This is a genomic window from Streptomyces sp. Root431 (assembly GCF_001426585.1).
GTDB lineage: Bacteria > Actinomycetota > Actinomycetes > Streptomycetales > Streptomycetaceae > Streptomyces > Streptomyces stackebrandtii.
The window spans coordinates 680,120-695,808 of sequence record NZ_LMEI01000007.1 but is presented as its reverse complement, the minus strand read 5'-3'; the positions used below and the strand labels follow the sequence as shown (position 1 = coordinate 695,808).

Annotated in this window: 10 protein-coding genes and 3 pseudogenes; 8 read left to right on the top strand and 5 right to left on the bottom strand. The window is 71.2% G+C overall.

What is annotated here, in order from left to right; translation table 11 throughout:
- The 7 genes and pseudogenes from ASC82_RS31030 to ASC82_RS29960 form a co-directional block, all read left to right on the top strand.
- Positions 1-105: pseudogene (locus ASC82_RS31030) on the top strand (ATP-binding protein); the annotation flags it as partial.
- A gap of 372 nt (positions 106-477) precedes the next feature.
- Positions 478-3,777 carry a nitrate- and nitrite sensing domain-containing protein gene (locus ASC82_RS10320; RefSeq protein ID WP_056644435.1) on the top strand — a complete coding sequence of 1,100 codons (3,300 nt, stop codon included), beginning with the start codon at positions 478-480 and terminating at the stop codon, positions 3,775-3,777.
- 7 nt (positions 3,778-3,784) lie between these two features.
- Positions 3,785-4,198, top strand: a complete 414-nt coding sequence (locus ASC82_RS10315) for a roadblock/LC7 domain-containing protein (protein WP_056644956.1) — start codon at positions 3,785-3,787, stop codon at positions 4,196-4,198.
- 93 nt (positions 4,199-4,291) lie between these two features.
- Entirely contained in the window at positions 4,292-4,834 is a 543-nt protein-coding gene (locus tag ASC82_RS10310) for a DUF742 domain-containing protein (RefSeq protein ID WP_056644433.1), read from the top strand.
- Positions 4,815-5,123: pseudogene (locus ASC82_RS29970) on the top strand (ATP/GTP-binding protein); the annotation flags it as partial. The gene ASC82_RS10310 and the pseudogene ASC82_RS29970, both read left to right, overlap by 20 nt.
- A 1-nt stretch (position 5,124) precedes the next feature.
- Positions 5,125-5,497, top strand: a 373-nt coding sequence (locus ASC82_RS29965) for an ATP/GTP-binding protein (RefSeq protein ID WP_157863461.1), incomplete at its 5' end; no start/stop codon positions are given.
- Positions 5,498-5,518: 21 nt separating this feature from the next.
- Positions 5,519-5,623: pseudogene (locus ASC82_RS29960) on the top strand (ATP-binding protein); the annotation flags it as partial.
- Positions 5,624-5,769: 146 nt separating this feature from the next.
- Here ASC82_RS29960 and ASC82_RS10300 read toward each other — a convergent pair.
- From ASC82_RS10300 to ASC82_RS10280, 5 genes are all read right to left on the bottom strand, one after another.
- Positions 5,770-5,964: an acyl-CoA carboxylase subunit epsilon gene (locus ASC82_RS10300; protein ID WP_056644429.1), complete on the bottom strand. Its 195-nt coding sequence runs from the start codon at positions 5,962-5,964 to the stop codon at positions 5,770-5,772.
- Between the two features lie 14 nt (positions 5,965-5,978).
- Positions 5,979-7,562 carry an acyl-CoA carboxylase subunit beta gene (locus ASC82_RS10295; RefSeq protein ID WP_024756260.1) on the bottom strand — a complete coding sequence of 528 codons (1,584 nt, stop codon included), beginning with the start codon at positions 7,560-7,562 and terminating at the stop codon, positions 5,979-5,981.
- Positions 7,563-7,741: 179 nt separating this feature from the next.
- Positions 7,742-10,066, bottom strand: a complete 2,325-nt coding sequence (locus ASC82_RS10290) for a polysaccharide lyase 8 family protein (protein WP_056644426.1) — start codon at positions 10,064-10,066, stop codon at positions 7,742-7,744.
- 131 nt (positions 10,067-10,197) lie between these two features.
- Positions 10,198-14,085, bottom strand: coding sequence for an endo-alpha-N-acetylgalactosaminidase family protein (locus ASC82_RS10285; RefSeq protein WP_056644424.1), 3,888 nt, complete (start codon positions 14,083-14,085; stop codon positions 10,198-10,200).
- A 129-nt stretch (positions 14,086-14,214) separates the two neighbouring features.
- Positions 14,215-14,724, bottom strand: a complete 510-nt coding sequence (locus tag ASC82_RS10280) for a hypothetical protein (RefSeq protein WP_056644421.1) — start codon at positions 14,722-14,724, stop codon at positions 14,215-14,217.
- Between the two features lie 265 nt (positions 14,725-14,989).
- Here ASC82_RS10280 and ASC82_RS10275 point away from each other — a divergent pair, with 265 nt between their 5' ends.
- On the top strand, positions 14,990-15,607 hold the full coding sequence (locus ASC82_RS10275) for a YceI family protein (protein WP_056644418.1): 618 nt from the start codon (positions 14,990-14,992) through the stop codon (positions 15,605-15,607).
- Positions 15,608-15,689 lie beyond the last annotated feature (82 nt).

Here is a 15,689-nt window from a genome sequence, read left to right as displayed (position 1 = left end):
GGCCCCGACACCCCGATCATCATCACGGACGCCCGCCACCGCGCGGACGCCAAGAGCGCGCTCATCACCCTCGTCGAGCACGCCCTCATGGCCCGCCTGAAGTAGCGGGCCGCAGGACCGGACGGCCCGTCGGAGGATGGGCGGGCCCGTGCGTTTGTCATATGCCTCCGCGCAGGGCGGTCCTGTGTCCTTCGACACGGCCGCCCTCGCGTTCATAACGTTTCGACAGAGAATTGGGGCGCCTCGGACACCCGATGCATCCGATCGGTGTCACTGCGCTCACATGAGCCCCGCCATTTGGCGGGGCTCGCTCTTTATGCCCGTTTTATGTCAGGCCCGAGCCACGAAAAGCGGTCGCTTCCCACTGTTTGGAACGGAACCCCTTCACGTGCTGCAATTCATGAACTCCCGAGTAGTACGGCCCTGAACGAAACACCGGCACAACGTAGGTGCCGACGCCGAGAGGTTGTTGGTCGAGTGAGGCGCAGCAAGGAAGGCTCCGCGGAGCAGGAGACACGGGGCAACTTCACCCCGCCGTCGCGCACGGCGGTGTTCCCCGCGGACGTGCCCGTGACGCCGCCGCCGGCGGCGGCCGCCCCGGGCAGCTCCAGCAAGCTCTCGCCGCGCAACTGGCGGGTGCCCACCCGTCTGAACGCGATCCTCCTCATACCCGTGCTCGTCGGCCTCGTCATGGGCGGCTTCCAGGTCAAGGGCGCGATCGACACCTGGCAGGAGGCGCAGGACGCCGAGAAGACGGCCCTCATCGTGCGGGCCGCCTCGGAGTACAGCACCGCGCTCCTCAACGAGCGCGACCTCACCGCCGGTCCGCTGCTCGCGGCGAAGACCCCCGAGGACCGCAAGGCCGACGCCGTCGAGAAGGCGTACGCCGCGACCGACGCCGCCCGTCTGAAGTTCGACGAGGCCGCCAAGAACCTCCCCTCGGGCCAGGGCCTGGAGCGCCGTCTCCGGCTCTTCAAGGACGAGGAGCCGAAGCTCGACGCGCTCCGCAAGGCCGCGTACAGCCGCTCCCTCGACCCGGTGAACACCCAGCTCGGGTACACCGGCGTCCAGCACTACCTCACCGAGTTCTCCAACGAGCTCGGTCTCGGCACCGGCAACGTCACCGCCTACGGCCGCAGCGTCTACGCCGTCCAGCTCGCCAAGGGCGCCGAGTCGCTCCAGCGCTCCATCGGCACGCAGCTCCTGGTCCGGCCCAGCCGGACCGAGGAGGTCTTCGCCCAGCAGTCGGTGGCCTTCAACTCGTACAACTACCTGGAGCAGATCGCCCTCGGCGAGTTCGGCTCCGGCGGTATGCCCGAGGACGTCGAGCTGCTCAAGAAGGTCATGGCCGGCAAGGCCGCCGAGGGCGCGAAGCAGATGCAGGCCGCCGACGTCGAGCTGCCCAAGGGCAAGGACGGCTCCGTCTACTCCGGCGTCGCCTCCGCGATCGGCACCGCCAAGAGCCCCGAGGCCCTGGCGGCCCTGAAGTCGAAGGGCATCACGGCCGAGAGCTGGATGGCCGTCGCCACCGCCAAGTTCGAGGGCTACTCCGACGTCGAGAAGGCCCTCGTCGACAAGGCCGTGGCCGAGGCCGTCAAGATCTCCGACGAGGCCAAGACGGACGCCTGGGTCATCGGCGCCATCGTCGTCGTCGCCCTGCTCACCGCCTTCATCCTGGCCGGGATGATGGCCCGCCAGATGAGCCGCTCGATGCGCGAGCTGCGCACCGCGGCCTTCGGCATCGCCGAGCAGCGCCTGCCGATGCTCGTCGACCAGCTGTCCCGTACCGAGCCCGGCCGGGTCGACACCCGCGTACAGCCGATCCCGATCGACTCGCAGGACGAGATCGGCGAGGTCGCCCGCGCCTTCGACCAGGTCCACCGCGAGGCCGTCCGGCTCGCCGCCGAGCAGGCCATGCTCCGGGGCAACGTCAACGCGATCTTCACCAACCTCTCGCGCCGCAACCAGTCGCTGATCGAGGGCCAGCTGACCCTCATCACCGACCTGGAGAACAACGAGGCCGACCCGGACCAGCTGGAGAACCTCTTCAAGCTGGACCACCTGGCGACCCGTATGCGCCGCAACGGCGAGAACCTCCTCGTCCTCGCCGGCGAGGAGCCGGGCCGCCGCTGGGACCAGCCGGTCCCGCTGGTCGACGTCATGCGTGCCGCCTCCTCCGAGGTGGAGCAGTACGAGCGCATCGAGCTGGCCGGCGTGCCGGAGGCCGAGATCCACGGCCAGGCCGTGACCGACCTCGTCCACCTGCTCGCCGAGCTCCTGGAGAACGCCACCACGTTCTCCTCCCCGCAGACCAAGGTGCGCGTCACCGCGACCCGTCTCCCCGACGGCCGCGTGATGGTCGAGATCCACGACAAGGGCATCGGCCTCACCGCCGAGGACTTCGCGGACATCAACCACAAGCTGGCCGACCCGCCGACCGTGGACGCCGCCGTCTCGCAGCGCATGGGCCTCTTCGTGGTCGGCCGCCTCGCCGACCGGCACGGCATCCGGGTCCAGCTGCGCCCCTCGGGCGAGCAGGCCGGAACGACCTCGCTGGTCATGCTGCCTGACGCGATCACCCACGGTGGTGGCGGCGAGCAGCCGGTCCACGACGACTTCACGGTCTCGCAGATCATTCCCGCGCAGCAGCAGCAGAACGCCTTCGAGGCCCCGGCGCCGCAGGCCATGCTGACCGCGGCCGACCTCGGCTTCGACGACTCGCGCTACGAGGAGCAGGGTGACGGCGAGCACTCGCTCGACCCGGTCAACCGCTCCCTGACCCGCGACGAGCGGCGCGCGACCCTGGGCGCCCAGGCGCAGGGCGGCGACCGCCCGCTCTTCCGCGACGAGGCCGAGCCGGCCGCGCAGGAGTACGGCCAGGGGCAGCAGGAGTACGCGCGGCCCGAGGCGTACGGCCAGGAGTACGGCCAGGCGCAGGAGTACGGGCAGCCCCAGGAGCAGGCGCAGGAGTACCCGCAGCACCAGGAGTACGCGCAGCAGCAGTACGGCCAGGCGCAGGGCCAGGAGTACGCCGGCGAGTACGCGCAGCAGGGCTACGAGGCGTACCCGCAGGCCGGCTATGCGGAACCTTCGTACGAGGCCCCGGCGACCGAACACCAGCAGTACGGCAATGCGTTCGAACCCCAGGCCCACCAGGGCGAGTGGCAGGACCAGAGCGCCTACCAGGGCGGCTACGGACAGCAGTACGGAGCGGAATCGGAATCTGCTCCGGCCGCTCCCGAACAGCCCCGTGACCGCGTAGGCTTCGACCGTCCGGGTCCCACTCCGAACCCCGCCCCGGACGCCGGCCACGCGCTGACCGACGCAGGTCTGCCGCGCCGCGGCAGCGTCGCCCCGCAGACGCAGCAGGCGCAGCGACAGGCACCGCCCGCGCAGGCCCAGCAGCCCGCGCCGGCGCAGCAGCCGGCGCAGGCCGAGCAGCCGGCGGGGTCGGTAGAGCAGCAGAACGCAGCCGAAGGCCCCGAGGCCTGGCGCTCGGCGAACGACGAGCGCTGGCAGCGGGCCGGGAAGCTGAAGGACCCGAAGGCGGGCGGCGTCACGTCGTCCGGTCTTCCCCGCCGGGTCCCGAAGGCCAACCTGGTCGAGGGCACCGCGGAGCAGACGCCGCAGGGCGGCCCCCAGGTCTCCCGCGCACCCGAGGACGTACGGGGCAGGTTGAGCAACCTGCGCCGCGGCGTCCAGCAGGGACGCAGCGCGGGAACGGACACGAACGGATCGGGCCTCGGCCCGGGCAGTACCTACAACCAGGAGCGTTAGTGTGAGCATGAGCCAGGCGGCGCAGAATCTGAACTGGTTGATCACCAACTTCGTGGACAACACCCCTGGGGTGTCCCACACGGTGGTGGTCTCCGCCGACGGACTCCTGCTGGCGATGTCCGAGGGCTTCCCTCGTGACCGAGCCGACCAGCTGGCGGCCGTCGCCTCCGGACTGACCTCGCTGACCGCGGGCGCGTCCCGGATCTTCGAGGGCGGTGCGGTCAACCAGACCGTCGTGGAGATGGAGCGCGGCTTCCTCTTCATCATGTCGGTCTCCGACGGCTCCTCGCTGGCCGTGCTCGCTCACCCCGAGGCCGACATCGGCCTCGTGGGCTACGAGATGGCCCTGCTCGTGGACCGCGCGGGAACCGTCCTGACTCCTGACCTCCGGGCGGAGCTTCAGGGAAGTCTTCTCAACTAACAGACAGACAGTGCGTTTCTCGTCACCGCACCGTAGGGTGCGGTGGCGCGGCTCCAAGGGACATGGAACCGCGAGGCAGTCGGAGGAGGAGACGTGGGAACACCCCCGGGCGCAAGCCACTACAACGGATATGACGCGCACCAGGCGCCGCTGGGCGACACCGCGCAGAACCGGTTCAACTTTCCCTCCGCCCCGAGCAGACAGGGCGCCCAGCAGCCCTATCGGCAGCCTCAGGCCCAGCACACGCCCGCGGGTTCGCCGAGCGCCGCTTCGTCCTCGGGCGGATCGGGCGGGCACAACCCGCTGGTGCGTCCTTACGCGATGACCGGCGGCCGGACCCGGCCGCGCTACCAGCTCGCCATCGAGGCGCTGGTCAGCACCACGGCCGATCCGTCAAGGCTCCAGGGGCAGTTGCCCGAGCACCAGCGGATCTGCCGGCTGTGCATCGAGATCAAGTCGGTCGCCGAGATCTCGGCCCTGCTCTCCATTCCTCTCGGCGTTGCCCGGATCCTCGTCGCCGACCTGGCCGAGGCCGGACTTGTCGCCATTCACCAGCCAGGCGGCGACGAGGCCGCCGGCGGCCAGCCAGCCGTGACACTGCTCGAAAGGGTGCTCAGTGGACTTCGCAAGCTCTAGCGGCGGTGCAGCCCGCTCAACCACCAGCGCGAAGATCGTGGTGGCGGGCGGCTTCGGCGTGGGCAAGACCACGTTCGTCGGCGCCGTCTCGGAGATCAACCCGCTGCGTACCGAGGCCGTGATGACGTCTGCGTCCGCGGGCATCGACGACCTCACGCACACCGGCGACAAGACGACGACGACCGTCGCCATGGACTTCGGCCGCATCACCCTGGACCAGGACCTGATCCTGTACCTCTTCGGTACGCCCGGTCAGGACCGCTTCTGGTTCATGTGGGACGACCTGGTCNGATGGACTTCGGCCGCATCACCCTGGACCAGGACCTGATCCTGTACCTCTTCGGTACGCCCGGTCAGGACCGCTTCTGGTTCATGTGGGACGACCTGGTCCGCGGCGCGATCGGCGCCGTCGTCCTCGTCGACACCCGTCGTCTGGCCGACTGTTTCCCGGCCGTCGACTACTTCGAGAACAGCGGCCTGCCGTTCGTCATCGCCCTCAACGGCTTCGACGGACACCAGCCGTACCAGCCCGAAGAGGTGCGCGAAGCCCTCCAGATCGGCCCCGACACCCCGATCATCATCACGGACGCCCGCCACCGCGCGGACGCCAAGAGCGCGCTCATCACCCTCGTCGAGCACGCCCTCATGGCCCGCCTGAAGTAGCGGGCCGCAGGACCGGACGGNGGCCCCGACACCCCGATCATCATCACGGACGCCCGCCACCGCGCGGACGCCAAGAGCGCGCTCATCACCCTCGTCGAGCACGCCCTCATGGCCCGCCTGCGGTAGTCCCGACGGACGTCCGTACAGCTCTTCCGACAGAGGCCCCGCGCACCGGACCGGTGCGCGGGGCCTCTGTCGTACGCCGTCCCGGGCAGGGGTACGCCGAAGGCCCCCGCTCCGGGTGGGAGCGGGGGCCTTCGGGCCGGCGGGGGTCAGCCCTGCCAGGAGTGGGAGGGCCGGAAGCCCGACTGGCGCTCCAGGCGGCGCCAGCCGGCCGTGGAACGGCCGTCGTGGGCTTCGGCGGGCTGGGCGGACGCACGGGCGAGCAGGACCGCCGTGATCGCGGCGAGCTCCTCGGGGTCGGCGTGGCCCTTCTCTACACGGAGAAGACTGGCAGGGGTGGACACGTGGGTGGCTCCTCTTACTGAGGCGGGTTGCCGTGCTTGCGGGACGGCAGGTCGGCGTGCTTGGTGCGGAGCATCGCGAGGGACCGGATGAGCACCTGGCGGGTGTCGGCGGGGTCGATGACGTCATCGACGAGGCCGCGCTCGGCCGCGTAGTACGGGTGCATCAGCTCGGCCTTGTACTCCTTGACCATGCGGGCACGCATGGCGTCGGAGTCCTCTGCCTCGGCGATCTGCTTGCGGAAGATCACGTTGGCGGCGCCCTCGGCGCCCATGACCGCGATTTCGTTGGTGGGCCAGGCGTACGTCAGGTCGGCGCCGATGGACTGGGAGTCCATGACGATGTAAGCGCCGCCGTAGGCCTTGCGCAGGATCAGGCTGATCCGGGGCACGGTCGCGTTGCAGTACGCGTACAGCAGCTTCGCGCCGTGGCGGATGATTCCACCGTGCTCCTGGTCGACGCCCGGAAGGAAGCCGGGTACGTCCAGAAGGGTGATGATCGGGATGTTGAAGGCGTCGCACATCTGCACGAAGCGGGCGGCCTTCTCGGAGGCCTCGATGTCGAGGACACCGGCCAGCGACTGGGGCTGGTTGGCGACGATGCCGACGACCTGGCCGTCGAGGCGGGCCAGGGCGCAGATGATGTTGCGCGCCCAGCGCTCGTGGATCTCCAGGTAGTCGCCCTCGTCGACGAGCTCCTCGATGACCTTGTGCATGTCGTACGGGCGGTTGCCGTCGGCGGGCACCAGGTCGAGCAGGACGTCCGAGCGGCGGTCCGCCGGGTCCTCGGAGGCGACGGTCGGCGGGTTCTCGCGGTTGTTCTGCGGGAGCATCGACAGGAGGTAGCGGACCTCCGCGATGCAGGTCTCCTCGTCGTCGTAGGCGAAGTGCGCGACGCCCGAGGTCTCGGCGTGCACGTCGGCGCCGCCGAGGCCGTTCTGGGTGATCTCCTCGCCGGTGACCGCCTTGACGACGTCCGGGCCGGTGATGAACATCTGCGAGGTCTCGCGGACCATGAAGACGAAGTCGGTCAGGGCGGGGCTGTAGGCCGCGCCGCCGGCACACGGGCCGAGCATCACCGAGATCTGCGGGATGACGCCGGAGGCCTTGGTGTTGCGCTGGAAGATGCCGCCGTAGCCGGCGAGCGCCGAGACGCCCTCCTGGATGCGGGCGCCGGCGCCGTCGTTCAGGGAGACCAGCGGGGCACCGGCCGCGATGGCCATGTCCATGATCTTGTGGATCTTCGTGGCGTGGGCCTCGCCCAGCGCGCCGCCGAAGATCCGGAAGTCGTGCGCGTAGACGAAGACCGTGCGGCCCTCGACCGTGCCCCAGCCGGTGATGACACCGTCGGTGTACGGCTTCTTCGCCTCCAGGCCGAAGCCCGTCGCCCGGTGCCGGCGCAGCTGCTCGACCTCGCTGAAGGAACCGGCGTCGAGCAGCAGCTCGATGCGCTCGCGCGCGGTCAGCTTGCCCTTCGCGTGCTGGGCCTCGGTGGCGCGGTCACTCGGGCCGCGGAGCGCCTGCTCGCGCAGGACGTGCAGCTCGGCCACTCGGCCACGGGCGTCAGCGGGCTCGCTCGGGATCTGGTCCACAACGGTCATGTACCGACCCTACGAAGTCGGACAAGAAAACCCCGCCGTCGACTCCGTACAGTCTCCCGTGTCGATTCCTGGTGGGGCTGGACAGAACCATGGCCCGTCCAGCCCGAGTCAACAGCCAGACACCCCCCGTGTTTGTGGGGTTCTCACATAGACGAAGCCGGGCCGAAACGAACCCCGCCCTAGAGGAGGACCTCGCAACGGTGCGTGGCGCCCGCCGTACCGGGGGTGATCCGCAGCCGCAGCGAGCCGCCGGTGCCGAGCACCTCCACCGAGGGGTCGTGCGTGAGCACCCGGCGCACCGGGCGGTCCCAGACCAGCTCCAGCGGCTGCCCCGTGCGGGGCGGTTCGGAGACCCGCAGATCGAGCACGGAGCGGCGCCTGCGGGCGAGGACGCTCACCGGGGCGGTGACCGTGAGCGGCCCCACCGTACCGGCCTGCCAGAAGTTCGCCGCGGTCAGTCCGAGGGACGGGACGGCGACCGCCTGGCGCTCGGCGCTGTTGTCGAGAACGTGCAGCCAGTCCGGGTCGGCGGCGCGGGCGGCGATCCGGCCCCGGGAGGCACCGGGCATCAGGACGTACGCGTACGAGGCGGCGACCGGGTCCGTGCCGTGGTCGAGCCAGAGCGTCCGGTACCGGCGGCTGCGGCGCTCGGTGGAGCTGGTGGTGTTGATGTCGCTCCAGGCCCCGGTGCGGTCGTCCAGGAGGGTGTGGAGCTCCCCCGTACCCCCGGGGAAGACCCAGCCGCCGTGGCCTTCCAGGTGGGCCCAGCGGTCGCCCGTGGTAAAGGCCCGGGTGCCGGCCTCGCCGAGGAGGCGGTTGTCCACGACCGTCTCGACGGGCACGCCGTCCGTCGCGGTGATGCCCGCGCCGAGGCAGACGACCGCGTCGGCCGCGCAGAACCAGGACTTGCGGGCCTCCAGGGTGGAGCCGAGGCCCTTGACGTGCTGGCCGACGGCCGCGTACTCGCCGTCGGTGGCCCCGCCGACCCACCGGACGGCCGGCTTGGGCGCGCCCCACTCGCCGCCGGCGCGGTCGGCGAGGCGCTTGGTGGAGACGGTGGTGCCGGGGAGGCGGTACGGGTCGACGGTGGGCCAGAACCAGTCGGTGTACTGGTCGCCGAGGTCCGGGGTCCACCAGGAGAGCATCCCGGCGCCGGTGTGCCAGCCGCGCGGGTTCTCGCCGTTGCCGCACTCGTAGAACGAGATCCGGTCGGAGGCCATGGCGATGTTGGCGGCCCAGCCGGGTCGGCGGTGCACGGCCCGGTCCATGGCGGCGAAGAGCCGGTGCCCGGTGGGTTCGGGAGCGGCGGGGACGGGCGCGGCGGCCACGGCGTGCAGCCGGGCGAGGTCGGCGACGCCGAACTGGCGGGCGGCGAGGATCGGGGAGACGGTGTCGCGCTGGATCCAGCCCTTCACGCGCGCGTGCCAGCGGTCGCGCTCGGCGGCGGAGGCCCCGCCGGCGAGGAGCGCGATGGCCGCGATGACGCCCTGGCCGTGGAAGTGGTCGGAGCGCATGATCTGCCGGTCGTCGCCCTTGAGGTATCCGCGGCTGATCGCGCGGCCGTTGACGCTGTCCATCATCAGGCCGTCGTAGATGAGGGGCGCGTAGGCCTTCTCGACGCTGTCGAGGACGATCCGGCGGTTCGGGTCGGTGACGGCCCAGCTGGATCCGGCGAGGAGCGAGAAGAGCCGGCCGAGGCCGTCGAGCATGACCTGTCCGTACGTGCCGGAGTAGGCGACCCAGGTGTGCTGGACGAAGGAGCCGTCGGCGTAGAGGCCGTCGCCCTTGGTCACGTACGGGAAGACGGGCGAGAGGGCGTCGCGGGCGAGGGCGATCTTGGCCGGGTTCGCGCCGAGGACCCCGCGCAGGGCGACCGAGCGGCACAGGTCGACGCGGTTGGCGCCGGTGGAGGTGCCGCTGTAGTCCGTGAGCACCGCGTCGGGGACGAAGTGGTCGACGGCGGCGCAGGCGGCGGCGATCCGCTCGGCGCCGAGGTGCGGGTGGAGCGCGGCGACGATGTCCATGAGGAGGCGGGGGCTGCCGATCTGCCACTCCCACCAGTTGCCGTAGCGCGGGGCGCCCGCGCGGTAGACCGTGGCGGAGAGGTGGTCGAGGCCGGTGAGGACGTCGGCGAGCAGGGCCGGGTCGCCGGTGAGGCCGGTGCCGGGCTGGGCGTACGCCTGGGTCATGGTCCACAGGCGGCTGTAGCTCTGGGTGATGCCGGCCGGCGGGTCGAAGGGGACGCCGGGCCAGAGGGAGACGGGCGCCGGGGCCATGGAGGCGCGGAACGCCCGGGCGAGCGTGCCCGTCTCGGCGAGCTTGGAGGCGTACGGCTCGGCCCCGGCGTCGAAGCCGGAGCCGAGCGCGAGGTCGAGCCAGCGGAGCCGCAGCGCCTCGAACTCGCCGTCCGCCGCGTGGGCGGGGGACGGCGGGAGTCCGAGGGCGGCGGCCGCGGCGGAGGCGGTGATCAGGAACGTGCGGCGGGACCAGGCGGGGACGGGCACGGGAGCCTCCCGGGGGAAGTGGTGGAGACCGTTCGGCGCCTGGTGTAACACCGTTTTTCCGACGCAATCAATGAGCACGGCACGGCGGGGAGCGTCGATGGCGAAAGCGCTTACCGCCTTGTGCCGTCTACTCAGCCTCCGCAGTGGAAGCGGGCGTTCCCCCAGTCCGCGTGATCGTTGCCGTTGCCGTCGCCGCCGTCCCCGACGACCAGGTCGACATAGGAGGCGCCGGTGACGTCGGCGGTCAGCGACCAGGCCGTGTCCGTGGCCTTGAGGACCGGGGACTTCACCTTCTCCGCGCCGTCCGCGAGCACGCTGAACTGCACGGTCCCGCGGCTGGTCTGGACGTCGTCGACGCCGACCTCGGCGGTGAGGGAGGTGCAGCGGCCGCCCAGGTAGTAGCGGACCTTGGCGGGGGCGTGGCTGCCGAGCCCCTTGGCGTAGGTCACTCCCCCGATGCGCAGCGGGGAGCCGTCGCCGGTGCCGGTCTCGCCGTTGGAGAGGTCGCGCTCGACGGGTCCCCAGCCGTTGGTGGACGAGGTCCAGTCGAGGTCGCTCGCCCAACTGTCGGCGGTGGGCGGCGGCGGCAGGGTGCGGACGGTGGTGGCGGCGGTGAGCTTCCGGGCGCCTCCCCCGAGGGTGTACGCGACCTCGGCGCCGAGCGTGTACGGCCGGTAGGCGGCGTCCACGGGCGGGGTGACCCGCCAGGTGACGGTGGCGGTGCCGCCCGCCGCGACCGGGTCGAGGGCGACGGGCGCGGCCGGTTCGGCGGTCCAGCCCTCGGGGAGGGTGAGCGCGGCCCGGGCGCCGGTGATCGCGGCGGCCTCGTCGTTGGTGAGGGTCGCCGTGACCTCGTTGGCGCGGCCGGGCTCCAGGGTCTCCGGGGCGGCGACGGCGAGGGTGCCGCAGGCGGCCCGCTCGGCGGCCGGGCCGAGGTCGGTGACGGTGAAGGAGTCGAGGACGAAGTCGGCGCCGTCGGGGGCGTCACCGCGCTTGCGGAGGCCGGTCCAGGTGTCGCCGCAGCCGGCCGTCACGGTCTCGGAGAAGTGCCCGGTCGTGCGCTGCTGCCCGATCGGGGTGCGGCGGGTCTCGACGGCCGGTCCGGTGCCGGTCGTGCGGTCGTAGCCGGTGACCCACTCGTACGCGCCCGCGTGGCTGGACTGGAAGTCGTACTCGACGCGGTAGGTGTTGCCGTCCTTCATCGGGACGGTCCAGGGCGCGGTCCGGTAGACCAGGCCGCTGTTCTCGTCGTGCGACTTGAGGGACTCGGCGCCGCCGATGACGTCGTCGATCGGCTTTCCGTTCCAGCCGGCCTGGGTGTACGGCGCGTGCAGCTGGGCGATGTGGGTGCGCGGGTCGGTGGTCCCGCCGGAGTCGCCCTTGAGGAAGGGGCCCCAGCCCTGGTCGACGGCCTCGAAGTCCTCGTACGCGGCGGCTCCGGCCTTCGTCGCCGGAGCGTTGGCCACGATCCGGACGTCGTCGATCCGGACGCTCGCCGTGCTGCCGCTCGCGGCCTCGATCCGCAGCGGGGCGGAGCCCTTGGCGGGCGCGGTGAAGGTGACCTTGGCGCGCTGGAAGCGGGTGCCGTTCCAGTCGGAGGCGGCGACCCGGTCGTCGAGGGCGGAGCGTTCGACGGTGACGGACTTCCCGCCGATGGAGAGGGTGGTCGGGCGGGTCTTCCCGGCTTCGACCTCGATGAGGGCGGAGGCGGTGTACCGCTTGCCGGGGGTGAGGCCGGTGACCTGCTGGCGTACGGACGCGGTGGCCGCGCCGCCGAGCTTCGCGCTGTTGCGGCCCTGCGCGTCGGTGTCCCGGGCGACGGTGCCCGTCCTGGTCCAGTCACGGAGCCCGGCGTCGTTGAAGCCGGGGTCCTTCACCGGGGTGCCCTGGCCCCACTTCGGGGCGCGCTGCTCGGGGGCGCGGTCGGGGTGGAGGACGTAGGGCTGCCCGGCCGCGGCGTCGAGGGTGATCTTCCCGTCGACGGGCCGCACGGTAGCGGTCTTCACGCGGCCGTTGTCGGTGAGCTTGTAGACGGAGTACGAGCGGGTCCCGGCAGGGACGGCCCAACTCGTCGTGCCGCCGGTCTTGTTGTAGTGGTAGAGCTTCTCGCCGCCGCCTTCGGCGTCCCACGGGAGGAGGTAGTTCTCGCCGTCGAGGACCTTGCGGTCGTCCTGGTAGAAGGTGCGGCGGCCGTTCTCGACGGTGCCGCGGACGCCGCCGGTGAAGGTGATGTCGTTGCCGTTCCAGCGGGTGATCTTCTGCTGCTGGAGGTACTTGGCGGGGAGGTTCCGCTGCCAGATGTTGGCGGTGAAGTCGTTCCAGTCGGTCTCGCCGGTCCAGCCCTCGAAGTCGACGAGCGCGGTCTGGCCGAGGACGGGGTGGTTGTTCCAGACGTCCTTCTCGCCGTTGCGGATGAAGCGGACGATCTGGGAGTTGAGGCCCTTGTTGGTGGCACCGCCGTAGTCGAGGTCGTTGGCCCAGTGGGACCAGAGCGAGGCTCGCTCGAACTTCTCGGACCACTCGGTGGCGACGTTCCAGCCCTGCGCCTGGACGGCCTGCATCGTCTTGTCGGCGATCCAGCCGTGCGTGTAGTAGACGTCGATGTAGAGGGTGGAGAGGTTGGGGTCGGTCTCGTCGCGGAGCTGCTGGAAGCGGCGGGCGAGGTCGCCGCTGTTGATGTCCCGGCGCTGGTCGATGTAGTAGCTCTGGTTGAGCCAGTTCCAGCCGGGCTTGGTCTTGTCGACGAGGGTCTCGCTGAAGTTCTTCGCCTCGGGGTACGACTCGGTGGCGTTGACGTGGACGCCGAAGCCCACGCCCCACTTCCGGCCCTCCTTGAGGAGGGTGTTGAGGTCGGCGAGGCCGCCGGCGCGCTTGTTGTAGTTGCCGCCGTAGTCGGGGTGGGCGGAGTCGTGGCCCTCGGAGCCGTATCCCTTGAGCAGGGCGAACTGGCCGAGTCCGTCGGTGGCGAGCGAGATCCGCTTGACGTCGTCGAGGGTGCGCAGGAAGGGGTGGGTGGCCTGTGAGGCGAAGTTGAACGGGATGTGGGCGACGACCCGGTCGGGGGTCTGCTCGCTGCCGGGGGCCTTGATCCCGATCGTCCGGAAGGCGAGGGCGCCGTCCTGCCAGTCGGTGGCGCCGTCGGCGTTGGCGTCGGGGGTGACGACGACCTTGGCCCAGGGCAGGCCGTCGCCGCTCTCGGGCGCGGGGGCGCCGGCGCCGCGGTAGGTCCACTGGCCGGACCAGACGCCGACGCGGGTCTCGGTCCCGGTCGTCCTGGCCTGGTGCCAGAAGCGGGCGCCGTCGCGGGCGGAGGCGCCTGCGGGCTTGTCGTAGCTGGAGTTGGACTCGACGGCGGCGGCCAGCTGCCCGGTGCTGACGATGGCGTAGCTCGCGCCGACCGGCGTGCTCTCCGCCGGGGTGCCCGCGGTGACCTGGGAGAAGACGTCGGCGGTGCGGGTGGAGTCCGGGTCGAGGCGGGTGAAGGCGGTGGCGGCGCCGGCGTCCGACGAGCCCACGGAGACGAGGTCGTGGCCGGGGATGTCGAGGGTGCCGACGCGGAAGGTGTCGGTGTCGCGGACGGCGGTGACCCGGAAGGTCGTGGCCCGGCCCTCGACGCTCAGGCTCGCGTCGATCTCGACGCCGGGCAGCGCCGGGAAGGCGAGGGTGTACGCGGCGGAGGAGGCGGTCAGGACGGGGGCGCCCTTGGCCTGGACGGCGTAGGCGGTGCCGTTGAGGACGACCTGCGTGACCGGGGCCGTACTGCCGAGGAGGCGGGCGCCGCCGGCCCGGTCGGTGTACGAGAGGACGCGGGGGAAGTCCTCGGCGACGGCGACGGAGAGCTGGGCGGAGGAGATGACGGGGCCGTCGGCGGCCGCGGTGTCGGTGGCCGCGGGGGCGGCTGCCGCGCCCCCGGCCGTGGCTCCCTCGGCCAGGGCGGGCCCGGCCAGGGCGAACACGGCGGAGGAAGCGACGGCGAGCGCACAGGCCGCACGGATTCTTCGCGAAGGGGGGAGGGACATGCGCACCAGTCAGCCCCGCCCCGGCGGCACCGTCAACGAGATCGTGCCGCGCGGGCCCCTCCAGTCCAAGAACCCCCTCCGGTTAGTCCAAGTGACCACCGGAGAGGGTTCTTTCGGGCGGGGGTGCGGTCAGCAGCCGCCGCAGTTGTAGAAGGTCACGTCCCAGTGGTTGCCCTCGTCGGCGTAGACGTTGCCCGCGCCGGACTTCCACTGCGGGGCTCCGTCACCGCGCAGGCCGATGTAGGTGAACGTGTTCTTGATGTAGTTCCCGACGCACGTGTACTTGCTGAAGTCGAGCTTGTAGCCGTTCCAGTGGGAGTACGTGCCGCTCGCGTGGCCGGTCTCGGTGCCGCCGGTGATGTTGAGGGCGCAGCCGCTGGCGCTCTTGAGGGTCTGGGCGCCCTGGGCGGTGGCCAGGTTGAGCTGCTCGAAGGACGTACAGGTGGAGACGTTGCGGTCGGAGCAGTTGCCGGACGAGGACCAGGTGATGCCGGACGACCGGAACATCGAGGTCGCGGTGGCGTGACTGATCTTGGTGACCGCGTGGGCCTCGCCCGCGGCGGTGAGGACGCCGACGCCGGGGGCGAAGAGCGCCCCGAGGACGAGGGCGAGGGCGGTGAGGACGGAGCGGAGCTTCATCGGGAGTGCCTCCTGCTGGTGACCGTGACGGTTGGGGACGGCGGTGCAGGTGGAGCCGGTGGCGCGGGGGGAACCGGTGGCGCGGATGAAAGCGGTTGCGCAGGGAGATGGTGCCGTAGTTCTACGCGCGTCCGAAAGGGGGCGTCGGGCATCTTTCGGCGCCGTACGGGTGAACATCCTCCGGAGATGTTGAAACTTGAACGGAATAGGTCTACAGTCATTCTCGTTGAAGGTTCAACAAACACCGATCAAGGAGCTGTACGTCATGGGTCTCTTCAACCGCAAGACCAACGAGTCCGCCGTCGCCACCGCCACCGCCACCCTCCCGGTGGACCCCGCCCTGGCCGCCCTGACCGGTGACTACACCATCGACCCGGCCCACAGCAGCATCGGCTTCACCGTCCGCCACGCCATGGTCACGAACGTCCGCGGCACGTTCGCCGAGCACGAGGGCGCGCTGAAGCTGGACGGGGCGAACCCGGGCGCCTCCTCCGCCACGATCGACGTCAGGATCGCCTCCATCGACACGGGCATCGGCGACCGCGACGGACACCTGCGCAGCGGCGACTTCTTCGACGCCGAGCAGTTCCCGCTGATGACGTTCCGCTCCACCCAGGCCGAGCAGCTGGGCGGCGACAAGTACCGCGTCACCGGCGACCTGACGATCAAGGACGTCACCAAGCCGCTCGCCATCGACCTGGAGTTCAACGGCACGGCCACGGACGTCTACGGCAACGAGCGCGTCGGCTTCGAGGGCTCGGCCGAGATCCTGCGCTCCGCGTGGGGCCTGACCTGGAACGCGGCGCTGGAGACCGGTGGCGTGATGGTCAGCGACAAGGTCAAGCTGAACTTCGACATCTCCGCGATCAAGAACGCCGCCTGATCCACCCGGAACCCTTCCGGTCACACGAGCGCGCCCGCCCTCCGCAGCAGCGGAAGGCGGGCGCTCGGCGTTCGCGGGGGGG

Bases quoted from the DNA above. Each gene is read 5' to 3' on its own strand.
- ASC82_RS10315 (WP_056644956.1), top strand. From the start codon at position 3,785: ATGAGCCAGGCGGCGCAGAATCTGAACTGGTTGATCACCAACTTCGTG.
- ASC82_RS10295 (WP_024756260.1), bottom strand. From the start codon at position 7,562: ATGACCGTTGTGGACCAGATCCCGAGCGAGCCCGCTGACGCCCGTGGC.
- ASC82_RS10285 (WP_056644424.1), bottom strand. From the start codon at position 14,085: ATGTCCCTCCCCCCTTCGCGAAGAATCCGTGCGGCCTGTGCGCTCGCC.
- ASC82_RS10280 (WP_056644421.1), bottom strand. From the start codon at position 14,724: ATGAAGCTCCGCTCCGTCCTCACCGCCCTCGCCCTCGTCCTCGGGGCG.
- ASC82_RS10275 (WP_056644418.1), top strand. From the start codon at position 14,990: ATGGGTCTCTTCAACCGCAAGACCAACGAGTCCGCCGTCGCCACCGCC.